Annotated in this window: 17 protein-coding genes; 9 read left to right on the top strand and 8 right to left on the bottom strand. The window is 55.3% G+C overall.

Annotated features, from left to right (window positions below; all coding sequences use genetic code 11):
• Positions 1-3: 3 nt before the first annotated feature.
• The 3 genes from AC2AXP_RS03155 to galU form a co-directional block, all read right to left on the bottom strand.
• Positions 4-1,140, bottom strand: coding sequence for a polysaccharide export protein (locus AC2AXP_RS03155; protein ID WP_004965286.1), 1,137 nt, complete (start codon positions 1,138-1,140; stop codon positions 4-6).
• 443 nt (positions 1,141-1,583) lie between these two features.
• On the bottom strand, positions 1,584-2,477 hold the full coding sequence (locus AC2AXP_RS03150) for a sugar phosphate nucleotidyltransferase (RefSeq protein WP_004965288.1): 894 nt from the start codon (positions 2,475-2,477) through the stop codon (positions 1,584-1,586).
• A gap of 39 nt (positions 2,478-2,516) precedes the next feature.
• The gene (gene galU / locus AC2AXP_RS03145) at positions 2,517-3,416 is read right to left on the bottom strand and encodes a UTP--glucose-1-phosphate uridylyltransferase GalU (RefSeq protein ID WP_004965290.1); all 900 of its coding nucleotides are present in this window, start codon (positions 3,414-3,416) and stop codon (positions 2,517-2,519) included.
• Positions 3,417-4,088: 672 nt separating this feature from the next.
• Here galU and AC2AXP_RS03140 point away from each other — a divergent pair.
• Entirely contained in the window at positions 4,089-5,669 is a 1,581-nt protein-coding gene (locus tag AC2AXP_RS03140) for a TerC family protein (RefSeq protein ID WP_004965291.1), read from the top strand.
• A 42-nt stretch (positions 5,670-5,711) separates the two neighbouring features.
• Here the strand turns inward: AC2AXP_RS03140 and dcuC are convergent, their stop codons facing one another.
• The 4 genes from dcuC to udk all read right to left on the bottom strand — a co-directional run bounded on the left by dcuC (position 5,712) and on the right by udk (position 10,480).
• Positions 5,712-7,070 carry an anaerobic C4-dicarboxylate transporter DcuC gene (gene dcuC / locus AC2AXP_RS03135; RefSeq protein WP_004965293.1) on the bottom strand — a complete coding sequence of 453 codons (1,359 nt, stop codon included), beginning with the start codon at positions 7,068-7,070 and terminating at the stop codon, positions 5,712-5,714.
• Between the two features lie 180 nt (positions 7,071-7,250).
• The gene (gene asmA, locus AC2AXP_RS03130; protein ID WP_004965295.1) at positions 7,251-9,089 is read right to left on the bottom strand and encodes an outer membrane assembly protein AsmA; all 1,839 of its coding nucleotides are present in this window, start codon (positions 9,087-9,089) and stop codon (positions 7,251-7,253) included.
• Between the two features lie 43 nt (positions 9,090-9,132).
• Positions 9,133-9,714 carry a dCTP deaminase gene (gene dcd / locus AC2AXP_RS03125; RefSeq protein ID WP_039992300.1) on the bottom strand — a complete coding sequence of 194 codons (582 nt, stop codon included), beginning with the start codon at positions 9,712-9,714 and terminating at the stop codon, positions 9,133-9,135.
• 124 nt (positions 9,715-9,838) lie between these two features.
• Positions 9,839-10,480: a uridine kinase gene (udk, locus tag AC2AXP_RS03120; protein WP_004965297.1), complete on the bottom strand. Its 642-nt coding sequence runs from the start codon at positions 10,478-10,480 to the stop codon at positions 9,839-9,841.
• 278 nt (positions 10,481-10,758) lie between these two features.
• Here udk and AC2AXP_RS03115 point away from each other — a divergent pair, with 278 nt between their 5' ends.
• The gene (locus AC2AXP_RS03115; protein WP_443096490.1) at positions 10,759-11,409 is read left to right on the top strand and encodes a phosphatase PAP2 family protein; all 651 of its coding nucleotides are present in this window, start codon (positions 10,759-10,761) and stop codon (positions 11,407-11,409) included.
• A 125-nt stretch (positions 11,410-11,534) separates the two neighbouring features.
• Here the strand turns inward: AC2AXP_RS03115 and apbC are convergent, their stop codons facing one another.
• Positions 11,535-12,647: an iron-sulfur cluster carrier protein ApbC gene (gene apbC / locus AC2AXP_RS03110; protein WP_004965299.1), complete on the bottom strand. Its 1,113-nt coding sequence runs from the start codon at positions 12,645-12,647 to the stop codon at positions 11,535-11,537.
• A gap of 170 nt (positions 12,648-12,817) precedes the next feature.
• Here apbC and metG point away from each other — a divergent pair, with 170 nt between their 5' ends.
• The 7 genes from metG to AC2AXP_RS03075 all read left to right on the top strand — a co-directional run bounded on the left by metG (position 12,818) and on the right by AC2AXP_RS03075 (position 21,761).
• Positions 12,818-14,848 carry a methionine--tRNA ligase gene (gene metG / locus AC2AXP_RS03105; RefSeq protein ID WP_004965300.1) on the top strand — a complete coding sequence of 677 codons (2,031 nt, stop codon included), beginning with the start codon at positions 12,818-12,820 and terminating at the stop codon, positions 14,846-14,848.
• Between the two features lie 220 nt (positions 14,849-15,068).
• Positions 15,069-16,145 (top strand): sugar ABC transporter substrate-binding protein, encoded by a 1,077-nt coding sequence (locus AC2AXP_RS03100; RefSeq protein ID WP_004965301.1) that lies wholly within the window; start codon positions 15,069-15,071, stop codon positions 16,143-16,145.
• Positions 16,146-16,277: 132 nt separating this feature from the next.
• Positions 16,278-17,492 (top strand): MFS transporter, encoded by a 1,215-nt coding sequence (locus AC2AXP_RS03095; protein ID WP_198772795.1) that lies wholly within the window; start codon positions 16,278-16,280, stop codon positions 17,490-17,492.
• Between the two features lie 130 nt (positions 17,493-17,622).
• Entirely contained in the window at positions 17,623-18,030 is a 408-nt protein-coding gene (locus tag AC2AXP_RS03090; RefSeq protein WP_273867191.1) for a CidA/LrgA family protein, read from the top strand.
• The gene (locus AC2AXP_RS03085; RefSeq protein ID WP_088499631.1) at positions 18,027-18,722 is read left to right on the top strand and encodes a CidB/LrgB family autolysis modulator; all 696 of its coding nucleotides are present in this window, start codon (positions 18,027-18,029) and stop codon (positions 18,720-18,722) included. Before AC2AXP_RS03090 ends, AC2AXP_RS03085 begins: the two co-directional genes overlap by 4 nt.
• 236 nt (positions 18,723-18,958) lie before the next feature.
• Positions 18,959-19,843, top strand: a complete 885-nt coding sequence (cdd, locus tag AC2AXP_RS03080) for a cytidine deaminase (RefSeq protein ID WP_484381408.1) — start codon at positions 18,959-18,961, stop codon at positions 19,841-19,843.
• 220 nt (positions 19,844-20,063) lie between these two features.
• Complete coding sequence (locus AC2AXP_RS03075; RefSeq protein ID WP_004965310.1) at positions 20,064-21,761, top strand: NAD-dependent malic enzyme; 1,698 nt, start codon at positions 20,064-20,066, stop codon at positions 21,759-21,761.
• The last annotated feature ends 41 nt before the right edge of the window (positions 21,762-21,802 follow it).

Genomic DNA, 21,802 nt, shown 5'->3' with positions numbered 1-21,802 from the left:
CCTCTACGGCCAGTTACGAATACGCAAAGTACCTTCCGTCAGGTTGTTGAAACCATCGATTGTCGGCACCAACTGCGTGATCAAACGGTTCCAGCGGGCCACAGGCGCGGCGGTCACATAAACGATATCGTAAGGTTTAAGGTGGAATTCAGCCCCCATCACCAGCGCTGTCGCATCCGCCATATTCAGCTGATAGATATTCGCCAGTTTGTTCCCTTCGGTACCGTGCAGCGGACGGATAACAAATATCCCGGTCGCGTCGGCACTGGCCTGGGAAATGCCTTGCGAGGAGCCCAGGGCTTCGGTCAAGGTCATACCGCTGCGATCCATTTTCAGCGTTGCCGGGGTTTTCACTTCCCCCATCACGAACACTTTCAGATCGTCGTTGCGCGGGATATACAGGATGTCGCCAGGATAGAGCAGACGGTTTTGCGTCAGATCGCCATTTTGCATCAGCCGCTGTAAAGACAGGGTCTGTTCTTTACCGTTATGGGTCAGCACGATATTGCGCCAATCGGCATTTTCCGTCAGGCCGCCGGCGGCGTTGATGGCATCCATCACCGTCAGCGGGACGTTGGTGATCGGTTGTTGGCCGGATTTGGCGACCTCGCCGGTAACATAGGCTTTTTGCGAACGGAATGCGGCAATATTGACGTCAACCTGAGGGCTTTCGATAAACTGGGCCAGACGGTTGGCAATTTGATCGCGGATCTGCGAAACCGTTTTACCGACCACGTTCACCTTGCCGATATACGGATAGAAGATGCTGCCATCGGAATGTACCCAGTTACCGGTATCGCTGGCGCTACGGTACTGCCCCGCCGGGGTGGTCAGTTCCGGGTGATCCCAGACGGTAACGTTCAACACGTCGCCAACGCCGATACGGTATTCATAATTACGCAGCGATGCGTCTAACTCGTTGTTGGGCTGGGCAACCACTTTGTCAGGGCGCATGCGGTCAAGCAGTTTCGGCGTCATCGGGTATACATTGACCAGCTTGTCAATATCGAAGTCCGCATCTTCCTGTTTGACAACATCCTTGCCTGATGTAGAGAGGTGGGTCCCCGGGAATATGGTGCAACCACTGAGTATGCTGAGTGATACCAGTAGCGATATCATTTTCAATTGTCGTTTTGCCATCAAATTTTCATCACTTCAAAGTAAATGTATCTGCAAAGCTACAATACTAGCCAGCCTTGGCCTCGTCGCTGTAGCTTTACCAATATGCCTCGGTATATTTCCCCAGCGCGTATGAGGAAAACCTGCAATAAAACTTACAGCGTTTATCTGTTATTGAATTAGATAACGGTATTGTTATTAACAAGCGCAACGTACAAAAAAACACCAGCAGCACGCCACCTTCGCTGTTGAGCACATTATCTGTTGCCTTATTTGTAACCGACCACCGCGTATTGGCGCTGGCACAACGCCCAGGCCAGATACCCCTTACGGCTTACGGTCCAATACTCAGTAACAGAATGTATACCATTATACAAAATGAAACAGTGACTTTTCCTAAAAATTAACTGGCGCGGCAGGATCCCCGTCAATAAATACTGATTAAACGCGGATCGCAGGTCAAATTACAGCGTCAGTTGATTGGCCCATGCCTGGAATGCCTTACCCTGAGTCGGGTGGCGCAGGCCATAGGTGACAAACGCTTTCAGGTAGCCGAGCTTCTCGCCACAGTTAAACGATTCCCCCACCAGCTCCATCGCCTCGACCGGCTTGTTTTTCAACAATGACGCGATGGCATCAGTCAGTTGAATACGGCCCCAGGCACCGGGTTCGGTCTGCTCGAGTATCGGCCAGATATCGGCTGACAGCACGTAACGGCCGACGGCAGAATAGTTTGAACGCAGTTGGATCTCACGCCCCGGCTTTTCGATAATCGAGGTCATACGGGCGCTTTCACCCGGTTGCAGCGAATTGGTCTCGCACTCGACGACCGAATAGTCATGCAACACGTTTTCGTCCGCTGCCTGCACCAAAACCTGGCTGAGACCGGTCTGTTCAAAGCGCGCAATCATGTGCGGCAGATTGTCTTTGCTCAAGTCGGCCTTGGCATCGTCCAGCAAAATATCCGGCAGCAACACCACGAACGGTGAATCACCTACCAGCGGTTTGGCACAGAGAACCGCGTGTCCCAGCCCTTTCGGCTGCCCCTGGCGAATATGCATCAGGGTCACGCCTTTCGGGCAGATGGATTGCACCTCGTCCAGAAGTTGACGCTTCACCCGCGCCTCAAGCATCGCTTCCAGTTCAAAAGAAGTATCGAAGTGATTTTCGATGGCATTTTTAGACGAATGCGTAACCAGAATGATCTCTTTGATGCCGGCGGCCACGCATTCATTCACGATATATTGAATTAATGGTTTATCAACGATCGGCAACATTTCCTTCGGAATCGCCTTGGTAGCCGGCAGCATGCGCATACCCAGACCAGCAACAGGAATAACGGCTTTCAACTTGGTCATGGTAATCCTCTTCAAATATTGTGATCGTAAAAGCGTCACTCAGGGTTGCTTCAACGCCTGTTTTAGCCACTGGCTAAAACCTTCGCCTTCGGTTTTATGACGCAAACCATATTGTACAAATGCTTTCATATATCCCAGTTTATCGCCACAGTCATGTGATTTACCGCTCATATGAAAAGCTTCAACGGTTTCCTGCCCCATCAGCATGGCGATGGAATCGGTCAACTGAATTTCGTTACCCGCACCCGGTGGTGTTTTCTCCAGCAGCGGCCAGATATCCGCCGACAGCACATAACGGCCAACCACTGCCAGGTTAGACGGCGCCTCGTCACGCGCCGGTTTTTCAACCACTGCGGTCATCGGGGTACTTTCCCCCGCCGCAAGCGCCACACCGCCACAGTCAACCACGCCGTATTTCGACACGTCTTCTTCTGGCACCGGCTCTACCATAATCTGGCTATAACCGGTTTCGGTAAAGCGCTCGATCATCTTGGCCAGGTTTTCCTTATGCAAATCGGCGGTGGCGTCATCAAGCAATACGTCCGGCAACAACACCACAAACGGCTCATCACCCACCATCGGCTTGGCACACAGTACCGCATGCCCCAGTCCCTTCGCCTGCCCCTGGCGTACCTGCATGACGGTCACGTCCGGCGGGCAAATGCTTTGTACTTCTTCCAGCAGTTGGCGCTTAACGCGTGATTCCAGTACGGCTTCCAGCTCAAAAGAGGTGTCGAAGTGGTTTTCGATGGCATTTTTGGACGAATGGGTCACCAGCACGATGTCTTTAATGCCTGCGGCCACACATTCATTAACAATGTACTGAATCAATGGCTTATCGACCACCGGCAACATTTCTTTAGGAATGGCTTTTGTTGCAGGCAGCATTCGGGTTCCCAAACCCGCCACGGGGATTACAGCTTTCAGTCTCTTTTGCATCTTATTTACCTACAATCAAATAACTTATAAATGTAGCTCAATCACACCACTCTGGTTTGATTTGCCCGCATATCAGCAGCGTTCAGACACGCTACCGCCCTTGGCTTTCAGCTACCAATGCACTGTCATCGATGTCCTGCGGCCGGCTTTGTTGTTCCCGGACTCGCCTGGTATTCCGTCACTGTGTGCTGTAAGTGGTATGCAGCTCACAGAAAACTAAAAAAGAAGTATGTCCTTATAAGTAAACGATGATACTTGTTAACGTTTATGTGGCTAAGATTCTTATACTATTGCGGTATCGATACAAGCCAAACATGGCCTATGGATAGCCTTTTCAGAATAAGACTACCAAAACAGAAATATTCAACGGTTTTTCGTCACAGAATAACAACATAACCAATTGATTTTATGATTTTTTTACGGCGACTATTTTAAATGAATTGTCAAAATCACTGTGGAAAAAAGTCCAATTCTGCGCACTGAAACGTCTTTTTTTTCGTAAAATTCAGACTATGCCTCACTTTTGCGGGCGGTTTTATACGCAAGTAAAACGCATAAAAAACCACCAATCGATAATCACCCCATCAGATCTTGATTTGAATTTTCTCATCACAGCACTCATCATTGTTTTTACGGCATAAGCCGTTGAACAAATAAGGTGCAAACGGGCGTATGGAATGGATCGCTGATCCAACAATCTGGGCGGGTTTGGCCACGCTGGTGGTGCTGGAAATCGTCCTGGGAATCGACAATCTCATTTTCATTGCCATCCTGGCAGAAAAGCTGCCCCGGCAGCAGCGAGACAAGGCGCGTGTCGTCGGCCTACTGCTGGCGCTGCTGATGCGCCTGGTGTTGCTGGCCTCCATATCCTGGCTGTCAACGCTGACCAAACCTCTGTTTAGCCTGCTGGATCAACCGTTTAGCGGTCGCGATCTGATCATGCTTACCGGCGGGGTATTTCTGCTGTTCAAAGCGACGATGGAGCTGAACGAACGGCTGGAAGGTAAAGACGAAGAACAGCAGGGGCAGCGTAAAGGCGCGCGGTTCTGGCCCGTGGTGGCGCAGATCGTGGTGCTCGATGCCGTGTTCTCGCTGGATTCGGTCATTACCGCGGTGGGGATGGTCGATCATCTGGCGGTTATGATGCTGGCAGTCTGTATCGCCATCGGCTTGATGCTGTTGGCCAGCAAGCCGCTTACGCGCTTTGTCAACGCCCACCCGACCATCGTTATCCTGTGCCTGAGTTTCCTGCTGATGATCGGCTTCAGCCTGGTGGCCGAAGGGTTTGGCTACCATATTCCCAAAGGATACCTGTATGCGGCGATTGGCTTCTCGGTAATGATTGAGGCGCTCAACCAGCTAGCGCAGTTTAATCGTCGGCGTTTCTTGTCCAAGGTTCGACCGCTACGTGAACGTACCGCCGAGGCGGTGCTGCGGATGCTGAGCGGCAGGCACGAAGACGCCGAAGTCGACCGGGAGTCGGCCGACCTGCTGGCCGACAGCGAAGGCGAAGAGATCTTTAATCAGCAGGAACGGCATATGATCGAACGGGTGCTCGGCATGGCACAACGTACGGTCAGCAGCATCATGACATCACGCCATGACGTTGAATACCTTGAGCTTAACGATCCGCAACAGAAACTCAGACAGCTGCTGGAAAAAAACCAGCATACGCGCATCGTGGTAACCGAAGACAGCGCCAGCGACGAACCGCTCGGCGTGATACACACCATCGACGTGCTGAAACAGCAGTTGACGCAGCAGACGCTGGATCTGCGCAGCCTAATCCGCCAACCGCTGATTTTCCCCGAGCAACTGACGCTGCTTGGCGCGCTGGAACAATTTCGGCTGGCGCAGACCCACTTTGCCTTTGTGGTCGACGAATTTGGTTCGCTGGAAGGTATCGTTACTTTGACTGACGTGATGGAAACCATCGCTGGCAACCTGCCGGAAGCCGACGGCGAGCTGGATCCGCGCCATGACATTCAGCAAACTGATGACGGCGGCTGGATTGCTAACGGTTTTATGCCGCTGGAAGATTTGGTGATTTATCTGCCGCTGCCGCTGGAGGAAAAACGCGAATACCACACCTTGGCAGGGTTACTGATGGAGCATTGTCAGCGCATTCCACAGGAGGGCGAACGCTTGACGATCGGCGACTATCTGTTTGTACCATTGGAAATCAACAGTCATCGCATCATGCGGGTGAAAATCACGCCGCTGAATCCTCCCGACCCGGATTATGAGGTCTGAACCTTGCCGGGCGCGCATCCTCCCGCGCCCGGGCTCTGACGGTTAAAGATGCACCGGCACCAACAGCTCGGTGGCCACCACCACCACGATCAGTCCGACAATCACCGGCACCGAGGTGCGTTTAACCACTTCAAACGGCGAAATTTTGGCCATGCCGGCAACCGCGACTACCACCCCTGAAACCGGTGACAGCGTACGCCCCAGGTTGGAGGCCTGTAACATCGGAATCACCAGATACGCCGGGTTGACGCCCATCTGCGCTGCCAGTTTCGGGATCAGTTCAACAAAGGCATAAAACGGCGCATTGCCGGAGCCGGTGGTCATCGCCGCCAGCATGGTGATCACCACCAATACCAGCATCATGATGATGCCTCCGGTACCGAACGACTGCGCCATGCCTATCAGGCCGCTGATAAAGCCAATGGTGCTCAGCCCCTGGGCAAACACCCCGGCAGCCACCAACAGCATCACCACGCTGGCAAAGGCATCCGCCATGCCGCGGTAGGCCACCTCCAAACCGCTGAACACCGTTTTGGCATCAAAGCTGCGTACAAACTCGATCACCGCCGCCAGCAACATGCACAGCACCAATACGGTAATAATGTGCAGTTCCGGCCCCCACTTGCCGTCAAATACCAGCACGCCGAGGATCGGCGTAAACGGCAGTACAGCGTAAAAGCCCGGCGCGTGGGTGGTAATTTCGCTGACGTCCATGATGTGATGCTGCTCATTGCTTTTGTTGTCGAGATAGCGTTGCCAAAAGTAATGTGCCACCGCCATACAGGCAATGGCGGCAATCGAAATCGGCAGCGTGGTTTTGAAAGCAAAGTCCACCAGCGGCATTTCAGCCGCTTTGGCCGCCAATACCACGTCACCGGAGGTCGGCGCCAGAATGATCGCCGCCGGTGAGGCGCAAATGGCCGCGGCCGCGCCGCGACTGATACCGACGTTAACCATCAGTGGGAACAGCGTCGCCATCAGCAACACCCCCAGGCCGGTGGCAGAAGACACCGCCAGCGACATCAGACAGGCGACAATATAGGCGGCAACCATCAGCAAATACGGCGAGTTGATCATTTGCAATGGACGTGACGCCAGCTTGACCACCATATCGTTAGCGCCGATGTGGGTCATGTAGGCGGCAAAGCCACACAGCATCATGATCATCATGCCAAGGTCGCCACCGCGGCTCATCAACAGGATTTTGACGTATTCGAGAATATCAGTCGCGCCCCAGCCGGTCGCGGTGGCGCTGGCCGGCAACACGTTTTTCCCCATCGCCACGCTGATCGCCAACAACAGCAAGCCGCCGACCATCAACACACCGGTGGCAGAATAGCCCTTGATGATGTAACGCCCCACCCCCACCGCCACGATCACCCCAATCAGAAGCTCTATCATATTTCCCCTATCTCTTTTTATGCGAATTGTCCGTCAGAGCCGACAGAATCGAGCCTCACTGTGCCCAAATTCAGTATAAGGGAACATGACCTTTGTCAAAGGGGAAAAAGGAAAACAGTGGGAGAGTGCGATTTACCATCAGAAAAGCGGCGCGGGTAGCAGACCCCGCGCCGAACAGACTTACAGCTTATCGAGCAATTTCTTCAGATCCTGCCCTTCACGCGACTCTTTGTTTTTATCGGCCCATTTATTGAGTGCATCCTTGGCCCGGTTTTGCAGCGTTTTGCGCAACACCTGGTCGACCTGCAACTGATAGTTCAGCTGCTGCCATGGACCATAAACGCGCAGTGGAATCGGCGTTTTTTGCAGTTGTTCAATCAGTTCGCTGCGCCCTTGCCAGCCGCCGGTGACGCGTACATTCAGCCGCATGTCGCACTGCTTGCCCGGCATATCCAGCTTGCCGCCGCCGGTAATGTTCAGCATCGTCGAATCGGCATTCAGATCGCTAATGGTAATATCGCCATTATCCAGCTTGGCATTGGCACCGAGTTGACGCACTTCGGTATTACGCTGGTACTGATCCAGACCGCGCACGCTGCTGTCGTTGCGTGCCACCGCCTGTTGGATCAACTGCTGAATATTCAGGCCGTGCAGTTGAGCATTACTCATTGCCAACTGGGCGCTGCCCTGCCAGTGATGCTCGAACGACTGTGCGGTCAACCGGTCGCCAGTGAGCTCGCCGCGCATGGTCAATTGCCCGGTCATCACCTGCGGCAATGCGAAAGCCTTCAATACCGTTCCCAGCTCAACCGACGTCAGCTGTGGCTGAACGCCGATAATCGGCTTTTGTCCACGGGCGTCCAGTGAGCCAGGCAGGGAAAAATCACCGCCGGCCACGTGACCGGACAGGGTTTTCACCGCCAGCAGGCCACGCTGGTTTTCCGCCTGGAGATCAAGCCGGGTGATATCCATCCCGCGGTAGGTCAGTTGGTCAGCGCTGAGATGGAAGCGCGCGTCGAAATCACGCAGCGCCTGCATGTTTTTTTGCTGCTCTTCACCGGCGCTGGCAATCACCGGCGCACCGGCCATCGCCTGCATTGGCTGCTCACCCTGACCGGCATTACTACGCCAACCGGAAAGTGCATCCATATCCAGGTGCGGCGACGAGAGTTCAACCACGTAGTTTGGCACATCGCCAAGGCTGATATCGGCTCGGCCCTTCAGTTGGCTGTCATTGACGCCAAGCATCAGGTCATTGAGCGTCAACTGCCGTGGATCCTGCTGGTACACCGCCCGTACCGAGCCCTGCCCCTTGATGCCGCCGGTCGGGATATCAACCCCTTCGAGCTGATAGTTGAACTGATTTACCGTGGTGCTGAACTGACGCGGGAATTGCTGCAAGTCCAGGTCCGCCGACAGATTGAAGGTCAAATCGCGCTGATCGCGGTTAACCCGACTGGACAGTTCCATTTCCGCCTGTCGGTCACCGCTGCGCTGCATCGTCAGATTAAGATCGCGTACGTTGATCTGTTCATTGTTGGCACGTTGCCAGATCAACAGACTGTCGGCGACGCGCAGGTTATCAATATCGAATTTCCACGGCGTATCTACCGATTCGACGCTACTGCCACCGGGCGCGATCGGCGCATCCGTTCGGCTTTGTTGTTCACTGTCCGGCGTGAGACGAATCACCGCGTTTTTCAGCATCACCTGTTTGACGAACAGCTGATGCGACAGCAGCGGCAACAGCTTGACGTCAAGACGCATATTTTCCGCGCTGACCACCGGCGCCTTGGCTCCCGGGGCGGTCAGGGTCATGCGGCCGGCCAGAATGCTCAGCTGCGGCCAGACGTGCCAGCGCAGATCGCCCTCCAGCGTCAGCTGGTAGCCACTGCGCTGTTCGACCTTTTTGACCATGTAACTACGGAAATCATTTGGATTGACCAACAGCACCAAGGCGGACATTCCTGCCACCAGCACCACCAGTAAAATCACCAACGTCGTCAATAATCGTCTCATGCTTTCCTCTTGTCAGCGCGCGTCCGCGCGGCACCCGCCGCGGTTAGTCCTTGTCTATACGGCTGGCCACAGCGCCTTGCTGGTCCTTGTACTTCGCATCTTGACGGCTGTTGTACGGCCGAGCAGCCGGGCCGGACAAGGGTTCAAAGCTCAATGCGCCGATCAGCATACCGGGGCGCAGAGCCAACGGCAGCTTACCTGAATTATAGAACTCCAGAACGATTCGCCCCTGCCAGCCGGGGTCGATACGGTGCGCAGTGACGTGTACCATCAGGCCAAGTCGCGCCAGTGAGGAACGCCCGTCCAGCCAGCCGACCAAATCATTGGGCAACGTCACGGATTCCAGCGTTACCGCCAGCGCCAGTTCGCCGGGGTGCAGAAAGAAGGCCTCGCCTTCCGGCAACACGATTTCGTCGCTCATCACGCGATCCAGCGCGGCGCTGACTTCATCCTTCGGCCCGCTGAGATCGATAAATGCCGCGGTATGTCCACGAAATACGCGGAACTGATTGCCCAAACGGACATCCACTGTGGCCCCGTTAATCCGCTCTACCGGCGGGCGCGGCGAAATAACCAGTTTTTCGCTATCCAGCCAGGCTTCAATATCACGGTCGCACAGTCTCATCTTTGTTTCTCCATCAGGGCGCATTAACTACCACAAAAATTGCCATACAACGGGCAAAAGGTCTACGTCAGGACGTAAATAGTTGACTACAGGCCGGAATTGGCACTCCCGGCCCGGGGCTGCATCATTCAAAGAACTGGCTGATTTTGGCTTTCAGAATGTCAATCGCGATGCGGTTCTTGCCGCCGCGCGGCACAATGATGTCAGCGTATTGCTTGGAAGGTTCAATAAACTGCAAGAACATCGGGCGGACGGTTTTCTGGTATTGCGCCATCACCGAGTCCATCGAGCGCCCACGTTCGTTCACGTCACGCTTCATGCGACGCATCAGGCAAATATCCAGCGGCGTATCAACGAAGATCGAGAAGTTCATTTCCTGGCGCAGGCGAATATCGGTCAACAAGAGTATCCCTTCCAGAATAATGACCTTTTTCGGCTCCAGGTGCACCGTTTCGGTTTTGCGCGTGTGCTCGGTGTAACTGTACAACGGCAGCTCAATGGCCTTGCCGGCCTTCAACGCCTGCAGGTGCTGAATCAGCAGGCTGTGATCCATGGCGCTAGGATGATCGTAGTTGGTCTTGACCCGTTCTTCCATGGTCAGGTGAGTCTGGTCTTTGTAATAACTGTCTTCAGGGATCACGCCAATGTGTTCATCGCCAACCTGATCGCGCAGTTCGCGATACAAGGTGCTGGCAATAAGGCTTTTCCCAGAGGCAGATGCGCCAGCTATACCAATAATGACGCACTGATGCGGCTTGTCAGTCATAAAATTAAAGACCTGAATTCGTAATGTGAGGAGGGGGATATAAAACGCGACAATTATAGGGAGTTACCGGGCTTTGCGCCAGCACTTAGCGGACACGGCGGCAAACCAGGCCAATATTGTCAGATGATCAAAGGCCAAATGCCGTTTTCAGAACATTTACGCTAGGGCATTACCCCAAGCTAAAGTAGAATTGTTGAACATTTTCACAGATTTTTATTCAGGCTGGTTATGCGTCTCAACCATCGCCTGCTTTATTGACGGATTCCGAAGCAACCTTGATGAACTGGCATTTTCTTACCTTCTTTGGTGATAGCACCTTGCTACTGCCAAGCGCAGCGATCGTGTTTATTCTGCTGCTACTGTCACCCGCCAGCAGCAAACGCACCTGGCAATGGGTAATGCTGTTTGGCGCCGTCGGTGGCGTGGTGTGCATTTCAAAACTGGCATTTATGGGCTGGGGCATCGGCAGCCGCGAATTTGACTTCACCGGCTTCAGCGGCCACTCCGCGCTATCGGCCAGTATCTGGCCGGTGATGCTGTGGCTGTTGACCGGGCGCTTCCCGACAACGGTGCGCCGATTAGCCATTATCGTCGGTTACCTGCTGGCATTCGCCGTTGGCTATTCCCGCTTGATGATCCATGTACACTCCACTTCGGAAGTGGTGACCGGTCTGGCGTTAGGTGTGATAGTCAGCGCTACCTTCCTGTTCTTGCAGCGCGGCGTCGAACCTCCGCGGCTGTCGCTGCGCAGAAGCGTGGCGGCATTGGCTTTGCCACTGTTGTTGGTCAATAGCGGCAAAGCCGCGCCGACCCAGGGGCTGCTTGAACAGATAGCGGTGACCATTTCCCCTGCCAGCAAGCCGTTTACCCGTGCCGATTTGCACCGCAAGCCGGTATCGCCGGCGTCGGTGTCACCTGATGCCCGCTAACCATGCCACGGCGGCCAGCGGCCGTTCCTGCCCGCGAGGCGAGCGGCAATGGTCAGCGCAGCCCAAGTAAAAAACCCCGGACACTGTCCGGGGTTTTGCTTTTCATGCCTGGGCGTTGCCGACCATTACAGCGCTCTGAAGGCGATTTCCGTCGGGATCGCTTCGCCCTGCCAGTACATCTGCGCGGCCACGCGCCCGGCCAGTTGGCGGTACATCTCGGCGAACTCACTGTCCGGCCGGCTAATTACCGTCGGTTGGCCACGGTCCAGATCTTCACGCAGCGATATGTGCAACGGCATCTGCCCCAGCAGGCGGCTGTGGTATTTCTGTACCAGTTTCTCGGCGCCACCGGTGCCGAAGATCGGCTCATGGTGACCGCAATTGCTGCAAATATGCACGCTCATGTTCTCGACGATGCCCAACACCGGCACATGCACCTTTTCAAACATCACAATGCCTTTTGCCGCATCCAGCAGAGCGATGTCCTGCGGCGTAGTCACCACCAGCGCGCCGGTCACCGGAATGTTCTGCGACAGCGTCAGCTGAATGTCGCCGGTGCCCGGCGGCATGTCCAACACCAGATAATCCAGATCCGGCCACAGCGTATCCTGCAACAGTTGCATCAGCGCCTTGCTGGCCATCGGGCCACGCCACACCATGGCATTGTCGTCGGTCACCAGATAGCCGATTGAATTGGTCGCCAACCCGTGCGCCATGATCGGTGCCATATGCTGGCCGTCCGGCGAGGTTGGCCGCTGGTTTTCGGTACCCAGCATGTTGGGGATCGACGGCCCGTAAATATCGGCGTCAAGAATGCCGACCTTTGCACCTTCCGCCACCAGCGCCAGCGCCAGATTGACTGCCGTGCTGGATTTTCCCACCCCGCCCTTGCCGGAACTGACGGCAATAATATTGCGTACGCCCTTGACGCCCGCCTGATCGTTGGCGCGTTTCAAGGTGCTGATATCGTGCTTCAGCTTCCAGTCGATGGCACGGGCGCCGGTGACGCGCAGCAGTTCGTCGCTCACGCCGCTCTTCAGCGCTTCAAAACCGCTGTACCAGGCAAAAGGCATGGTCAGTTCGATATGCAGTACATCATCCAGCAACGCACAGTGATGAATCGCTTTCAGCGCCGTCAGGTTGTTTTTTAGCGTCGGGTGTTCAAAGGCGGCCAGTACACCGGTCACCAGGGCACGCAGAACTTCGGGATTGCTCTGCTCGGGGGATTTTGCGTTCATCCCGGCTCCTTGATTTTAATAGATAGCGAATAAATGGCGTTATGCTCAAGCATATCAGAACTGCACCACGGCTGGCGCGTACAAGACAAAAGAAACCGCCCTAGCCGCGACGCGTGCGATCGGTTAACATCAAAGCCCCTTTTATACATAACAGAAAGCAAGTTCTCACTATGGCTCAAGTCGCGAAAAAATTATTGGTGACGTGCGCGCTACCGTACGCAAATGGTTCCATCCATCTCGGCCACATGCTCGAGCATATCCAGGCAGATATCTGGGTTCGTTACCAACGAATGCGCGGCAACGAAGTTCATTTCATTTGTGCAGACGACGCGCACGGTACCCCTATCATGCTGAAAGCACAGCAAATGGGTATCAAGCCGGAAGAAATGATTGCCGAAATGAGCCAGGAGCACCAACAGGATTTCGCCGGTTTTGGCATCAGCTATGACAACTATCATTCAACCCATAGCGATGAAAACCGTGAGCTGTCGAGCCTGATTTATGGCCGCCTGAAGGAAAACGGTTTTATCAAGAACCGCACCATTTCTCAGCTGTACGATCCGGAAAAAGGCATGTTCCTGCCGGATCGCTTCGTGAAAGGTACCTGCCCGAAATGCAAATCACCGGATCAGTACGGCGACAACTGCGAAGTGTGCGGCGCTACCTACAGCCCGACCGAGCTTATCGATCCTAAATCGGCGGTATCCGGCGCCACGCCGGTGATGCGCGATTCCGAACACTTCTTCTTTGATCTGCCGTCCTTTAGCGAAATGCTGCAGGCCTGGACACGCTCCGGCGCATTGCAGGAGCAGGTGGCCAACAAGATGCAGGAATGGTTCGAGTCGGGGCTGCAGCAGTGGGACATCTCGCGTGACGCACCGTACTTCGGCTTTGAAATCCCGGATGCGCCAGGCAAATATTTCTACGTTTGGCTGGATGCGCCAATCGGCTATATGGGTTCGTTCAAGAACCTGTGCGACAAGCGCGGCGATCTGGACTTCGATGAGTTCTGGCGCAAGGACTCCACCACCGAGCTGTATCACTTTATCGGCAAGGACATCGTCTATTTCCACAGCCTGTTCTGGCCGGCAATGCTGGAGGGCAGCAACTTCCGTAAACCGACCAATCTGTTCGTACACGGCTACGTCACGGTCAACGGCGCCAAAATGTCCAAGTCACGCGGCACCTTTATCAAGGCCGGCACCTACCTGCAGCACCTGGACGCCGACTGTCTGCGCTATTATTACGCGGCCAAGCTGTCCTCGCGCATCGATGACATCGACCTGAATCTGGAAGACTTCGTGCAGCGCGTCAATGCCGATATCGTCAACAAAGTGGTGAACCTGGCCTCGCGCAACGCCGGCTTTATCAACAAGCGCTTTGGCGGCAAGCTGGCAGCCAGCCTGGCCGATCCGGCGCTGTACCAAACCTTCACCGATGCCGCAGACAGTATTGCCGAGGCTTACGCCAGCCGTGAATCCGGCCGCGCCATCCGTGAAATCATGGCGCTGGCGGATCTGGCCAACCGTTATGTGGACGAGCAGGCACCGTGGGTGGTGGCCAAGCAGGAAGGCCGCGACGCCGATCTGCAAGCCATCTGCTCGATGGGCATCAACCTGTTCCGCGTACTGATGACCTACCTGAAGCCGGTGCTGCCGTCACTGACCGAGCGCGCCGAAGCGTTCCTCAACGGTGAACTGAGCTGGGAAGGCATCCAGCAACCGCTGCTGGATCACACGGTCAACCCGTTCAAGGCGCTGTTCAATCGTATCGATCTCGACAAGGTAAATGACATGGTCAACGCATCCAAGGAAGACATGGCTGCCAGCCAGGCCCCGGTTAGCGGCCCGCTGGCGGACGATCCGATTCAGGAAACCATTACCTTTGATGATTTTGCCAAAGTGGACATGCGTATCGCGCTGATCAAAAGCGCCGATTTGGTCGACGGTTCCGACAAGTTGCTGAAGCTGCAGCTGGATCTGGGCGGTGAGAGCCGGCAGATTTTCTCCGGCATCCGTTCCGCCTATCCGGATCCCAAGTTGCTCGAAGGCCGGCTGACCATCATGGTGGCTAACCTGGCACCACGTAAGATGCGCTTTGGTATTTCCGAGGGCATGGTGATGGCCGCCGGTCCTGGCGGAAAGGAAATCTTCCTGCTGAGCCCTGACAGCGGCGCCCAGCCGGGTATGCAAGTAAAATAATCATCAACGTGCTAGTGAGAGCCGGGCTTGCCCGGCTTTTTTATGCCCGTCGCCTGCCAGTCAAACATTTCGCTATAACGCCAGCCAAAAAGTCATAACGAAGACAATTCCCTATCAAAACCCTTCTGGTTATGATGCTAGCCAGACAAAATAGACGTCTGGATAGCAAGACTGCTATTTACCTTTTAATCGGCCAGACTTACCTGCTTCGGAGTTGATAATGAAAACGATAAAAATCTCTTTGCTTGCGCTGGGCCTGTTTAGCGCGCTGCCGTTATACGCCGCGCCAGACGCAACGCTGGCAGCGGTACCGGCCGCCATCGCCAATCATCAGGGGCCAATCCGCGTGGCGGTGATCCGCAATCTGGGGTCCGATGACAACACCACTCAGTTCCTGGCCGGCGCCATTCAGGAAGGCCGCAAACTGGGGTTCAAGGTGGATACGTTCCTCAGCAATGGCGACGATGCCCGCTTCCAGGATTTCGTCAATCAGGCCATCAGCCAGAAATACGATGGCATTATTCTTTCGCAGGGGCGTGCCCCCTACTCCACCGATCTGGTGAAGCGTATTGCCGCCGCGGGTATTGCCGTGTCCGCCTTTGATACCGACGTCAGCGGCATTATTCCCGGCGTGACCGTTTCCCAGCAGGATGACGCCTCGCTGGCCAATGAATCCTTCGGCCAGTTGGTGAAAGACTTCAACGGACGTGCCAACATCATCAAACTGTGGGTGGCCGGTTTTCCGCCGATGGAACGGCGTCAGGCCGCCTATCAACAATTGCTCAAGCAACACCCCGGCATCCATGAGCTGGAATCGATCGGCGCGGTGTCTTCCGACGTGCAGGGCGATACCGCCAACAAAGTCGGCGCGGTACTGGCCAAATACCCGAAAGGCAAGATTGACGCCATTTGGGGAACCTGGGATGCCTTTACGCAAGGTGCCTATAAGGCATTGCAGGAAAATGGTCGCAGCGAAATCAAGCTGTACAGCATTGATATCTCCAATCAGGACCTGCAGCTGATGCGTGAAGCCGGCAGCCCATGGAAAGTCAGCGTCGCGGTAGACACCAAACTGATCGGCGCGGTAAACCTGCGGCTTATCGCCAACAAAATTGCCGGTGAAACTACGCCGGCAAGCTACCAATTCAAGGCCGCCGCCATTCCGCAGGCGCTACTGGTCAGCCAACCGGGGCCGGTAAACGTGGCCAGCCTGGGCAAAATCATTCCCGGCTGGGGCAGCAGTGACGATTTCGTCCAGCCATGGTTTGCCACGCTACAGTCACAGGCAGGCAAATAAGCTGTTTTAAGCGGGGGCGACAGCGGTTGCCCCTTTTTTGTGCTTATTTTCCATCAGCCCCTTTCCTGTTTGCCAAAATGCGCTATGTTATCAACACTGTGTTAATAACTGTATGCATAGACAGGCATTGTCATGAAGGGATTCCCGGCGCAAATCAATACCTTGTTGGCCAGTTCGTTACTGCTGACCATTGGCCGCGGCGTTACGCTGCCATTCATTACCATTTATCTCACCGAACATTTCCATCTGTTGCCTAAAAGCGTCGGCATCATCCTTGGTCTCAGCCTGACGATCGGCATTCTCAGCAGCCTGTATGGCGGCTATCTGGTGGACAAGTTCAACAAAACCACCCTGATTGCGCTTTCCATACTGTTGTTCGCGCTGAGCTTTTTCATTATTCCCTGGATTGCGCAACCGGGCAGCATAGTCATCGTGCTGGCGGTGCTGCATACCGCATATGCCGTGCTTGGCATTACCATTAAAGCCTGTTTCGCCGAATGGCTGCCGGTAGCGCAGCGCATCAAGGCGTTTTCGATCAATTACACCCTGGTGAACGTCGGCTGGGCGATCGGCTCATCGCTCGGCGTACTGGTGGCCGGCTTTAGCCCCTTGCTGCCGTTCTACCTTTCCGGCGGCCTGGCACTGCTGACGGTAGTGATGGTGAACCTGCGGCTGCGCCAGCAACAGGCGCAGCCGCAGGTTACCCGCCAATCGGACGCGCCCACGGTGATGCCCAGCTTCCGCCAGACGGCAAAAATCCTGCGTCAGGATCGCCGGCTGATCTACTTTACCCTGGGCAGCACGCTGGGCGCGGTAGTGTTCGGCCAGTTCACCGGTTATCTGTCGCAGTACCTGATCACCGTCTCCAGTGCCGACTTCGCCTACCGGGTGATTGGGCTGGTGATGATCGTCAACGCCTGTATCGTGATTGCGTTACAGTATCTGCTGAGCCGCGGCATGCGGCAGGACAACATTCTGCGCTGGCTGACGCTGGGCACGCTGTTTTTCATTATCGGCCTGCTGGGCTTTCTGTTTGCCGGCCAGTCGCTGTGGCTGTGGGCGACGGCCATGGCGGTTTTCACCCTCGGCGAAATCATTGTCATCCCGGTGGAATACATGTTCATCGATTTCATTGCTCCCGGGCATTTAAAAGGCAGTTACTATGGCGTGCAAAACCTCAGCAATCTGGGAGGGGCCATCAATCCGGTACTGTGCGGCCTGTTGCTGAGCTATGCCGCACCGGCGCTGATGTTCGTCATGCTGATTGCTGCCGCACTGTTCAGCCTGCTGTTTTTCTTTCTCGGACATCGGCTGGCGCAACGACAGCGGCTGGCACAGGAGGCGTAACCTACACTTGTTCCATGCCGTCAATAGCGCCTAATGGCATCGTATGCATAGACAGGATTCATGGCGTGTTTTGTGGCCAAGCTCACAGTTTAATTGTATGATGAATACATCAGTTAAACAGGAAAGAATCATGACCAACCTATTCGCACTGTGTTGGAAATACCTGCGGGCCTTCGCTTTAATTTATCTCTGCCTGTTTGCCGGCAATGCGATTTCCGCCCTTTTACCCATCACCATCCCCGGCAGCATCATCGGCATGTTGCTGCTGTTTGCGCTGCTGTCATCGCAACTGCTGCCAGCCAAATGGGTGCGTCCGGGCTGCAACGTCTTCATCCGTTACATGGTATTGCTGTTTGTGCCGATTGGCGTCGGTGTCATGCAATATTATCGGCAGATTGTCGATCATCTGGCGCCGCTGCTGGTGTCCTGCCTGGTCAGTACCGTGCTGGTACTGGTGGTGGTGGGTTATTCCTCCCACTATTTTCACCGCGACCGTAGCCTGGCCGCTGGCAAGCGCGATGCCAAGGAGGACAAATGATGGATAACATCTGGTGGTCGTTACCGTTAACGCTGGTGGTGTTTTACGCGGCACGGGCGTTGTCGCAGCGACTGAAAATGCCACTGCTCAACCCGCTGCTGGTGTCGATGGCCATCATCATTCCTTTTCTGCTGTTCACCGGTATTCCTTACCAACGCTACTTCCAGGGCAGCAAGATACTGAACGACTTTTTACAACCTGCGGTGGTGGCGCTGGCCTTTCCGCTGTATGAACAGATACACCAGATCCGCGCACGCTGGAAGTCGATCATTACCGTGTGCTTTATTGGCAGTCTGACCGCGATGATCAGCGGCGGCGCCATCGCGCTGTGGATGGGCGCTACGCCAGAAATCGTCGCGTCAATCCTGCCAAAATCGGTCACCACGCCGATCGCCATGGCAACGGCGGAATCGATCGGCGGCATTCCGGCCATCAGCGCCGTCTGCGTGATTTTTGTCGGGATTTTCGGCGCTATTTTCGCCCACCCCCTCTTCAACCTGATGAGGATAAACACCAAATCTGCACGTGGTCTGGCGATGGGCAGCGCATCACACGCCCTGGGGACCGCGCGTAGCGTAGAACTGGACTATCAGGAGGGCGCATTCAGCTCACTGGCTCTGGTTGTCTGCGGGATTATTACCTCGTTATTGGCGCCGTTATTGTTCCCGCTGCTGTTGCATCTGTTTGCCTAAGGCCAAAACTTGCGATACATCTCGCAATAATGATTTCTATTACATGAATTTCACCAATAAGGAGATCTTAATCACACTTTATTGATGGCGGGCTGCCTAGAATGCCCTATCCAATTAATTCGAGATTGCATTGCGGCGGCTGCCTGCAAAAGCCTGATACGTCAGGCGTGGCGCAAACCGCCAACGATGTGAATCGGTAACAGCGGCCTCCCCGTTAATCAATAGAGAGACCTACCATGCATACGCGTTTTCACACCGCTTTCAGCCAATTGCCCGCTTCCTTGCAAAGCGCCCTGCAGCCTTATATGGACACACCTGATTTCCCGGCGATGTTCGACCTCAGCCAGGTTGAGGCAATCAAGCAGCGCTGCGGGCTGGATGATGATGCCCTGGCATTTGCCCTGCTGCCGCTGGCGGCAACCTGTTCCTTAACCCCGATCTCACATTTCAACGTCGGTGCCATCGCCCGCGGCGTCAGCGGCAATCTGTATTTTGGCGCCAATATGGAATTTCACGGCGCGCCGATGCAACAAACCATCCATGCCGAACAATGTGCAGTGACCCACGCCTGGCTGCGTGGCGAACGCTCACTGGCCTCCATCACCGTCAACTACACGCCGTGCGGCCACTGCCGCCAGTTTATGAACGAGTTGAACAGCGGTGGTGAACTGCAAATTCGCCTGCCGGGGCGCGACGCGGCCACGCTGGCAGATTATCTGCCGGATGCATTTGGCCCGCGCGATCTGGCTATCAGCACCCTGTTGATGGACCCGGTGGATCATGGTTTCCAACTGCCGCTGAACGACCCACTGGACCAGGCGGCGCTGAACGCCGCCAACCGCAGCCATGCGCCCTACAGCAACGCCCACAGCGGCGTAGCGCTGGAAACCGCCGAAGGTAAAATCCATGCGGGTCGCTATGCCGAAAACGCCGCCTTCAACCCAAGCCTGCCGCCGTTGCAAGCGGCACTGGTACTGTTAAACCTCTCCGGCGGCGATTGCCGGCAAATCCGCCGCGCGGTGTTGGCGGAGCCGCAGAGCGCCATACTCAGCCAATGGGATGCCACCCGCGCCACGCTGGCGGCATTGGGTTGCGACGCGGTCAGCCGTATCACCTTCTGACGCCTTGGACGCGGGGCCGTTCGGCTCCGCAGCTACCAGTCCCGCCGGCCAAATACAATGCCATTCATCTTCTAAAACACTTTTTTTAGTTAAAAAATGATTTGAACGTCGATAATTTCATCAATTTGCCTCATGATCCGATAACAATTGCTGTACATATTTTCCTTATCTTTTAGGATCACCAGTTATAAAAATTATCTGATACGTTAAGAGTAAACTGATGGAACTTGAATACGAAAGCAAACGCCCGCTGTATATCCCCTATGCCGGTCCAATTCTGTTGGAATTCCCGCTGCTCAACAAAGGCAGTGCATTTACAGAAGACGAGCGTAGCCATTTCAATCTGCACGGCCTGCTGCCGGAGGCGGTAGAAACCATTGAAGAACAGGTTGAACGTGCCTATCGTCAATACCAGGACTTCAAAAACGACAACGACAAGCATATTTATCTGCGCAACATTCAGGACACCAACGAAACGCTGTTCTACCGCCTGCTCGATGCCCACCTGAGCGAAATGATGCCGATCATCTACACGCCGACGGTCGGTGAAGCCTGCGAGCACTTCTCGGACATTTATCGCCGGGCACGCGGTCTGTTCATTTCCTATCCGAATCGCGACCGCATCGACGATATGCTGCAAAACGCCACCAAGCAGAACGTTAAGGTGATTGTGGTTACCGACGGCGAGCGCATTCTCGGCCTGGGCGATCAGGGCATTGGCGGCATGGGGATCCCTATCGGCAAGCTGTCGCTGTACACCGCCTGCGGCGGTATCAGCCCGGCCTATACGCTGCCGGTAGTGCTGGACGTCGGCACCAACAACCCGCAACGCCTGAACGATCCGCTGTACATGGGCTGGCGTCATCCGCGTATCTCCGGTGACGAATATCACGCGTTTGTCGAAGAATTCATTCAGGCGGTCAAGCGTCGCTGGCCAAATGTACTGTTGCAGTTCGAAGACTTTGCGCAAAACAACGCTACGCCGCTGTTAAACCGCTACCGTGACGAAATCTGCTGCTTTAACGACGACATCCAGGGCACCGCTGCAGTCACGCTCGGCAGCCTGATCGCCGCCAGCCGCGCCGCCGGCAGTCAATTGCGCGACCAGACCGTCACCTTCCTCGGCGCCGGCTCCGCCGGTTGCGGTATCGCAGAGCAGATCATCGCGCAAATGAAGTCGGAAGGCCTGAGCGAAGACGAAGCCCGCGCCCGCGTCTTTATGGTTGACCGTTTCGGTCTGCTGACCGACAAGCTGCCGAACCTGCTCGATTTCCAGAGCAAGCTGGTGCAAAAAAGCGAAAACCTGACCGCGTGGGACGTCTCCAACGATGCGATTTCGCTGCTGGACGTGGTACGCAACGCCAAGCCAAGCATTCTGATCGGCGTTTCCGGCCAGCCAGGCCTGTTCACCGAAGAGTTGATCCGCGAAATGCATCGGCATTGCCCACGGCCGATAGTGATGCCGCTGTCCAACCCGACGTCGCGCGTGGAAGCTCGTCCGGAAGACATTATCCACTGGACCGACGGCGCCGCACTGGTGGCTACCGGCAGCCCGTTCGCCCCGGTGAATTACAAGGAACGGCAGTTCCCGATTGCCCAGTGCAACAACTCCTATATCTTCCCTGGCATTGGCCTGGGCGTGCTGGCATCCGGCGCGGCGCGCGTCACCGACGCCATGCTGATGGCCGCCAGCCGGGCATTGGCTGATTGTTCACCGCTGGCCACCGATGGCCATGGCGCATTGCTGCCGGATATCGATGATATTCAAGGCGTCTCCAAGTGCATCGCCATGGAAGTGGGCAAGGCGGCACAATTGCAGGGCGTGGCGGTAGTCACCTCCGAAGAGGCGCTGTCCAAAGCCATCGAACACAACTTCTGGCGCCCGCAGTACCGCAGTTACAAACGCACCTCGTTTTAATCTGTCGATAAAAGCAACAGACCCGGCATGCCGGGTCTTTT

The sequence above is a fragment of the Serratia sp. Sp408 genome, assembly GCF_057180665.1.
The sequence above is the reverse complement of the archived record's forward strand: the minus strand, read 5'-3'. Positions and strand labels throughout refer to the sequence as shown.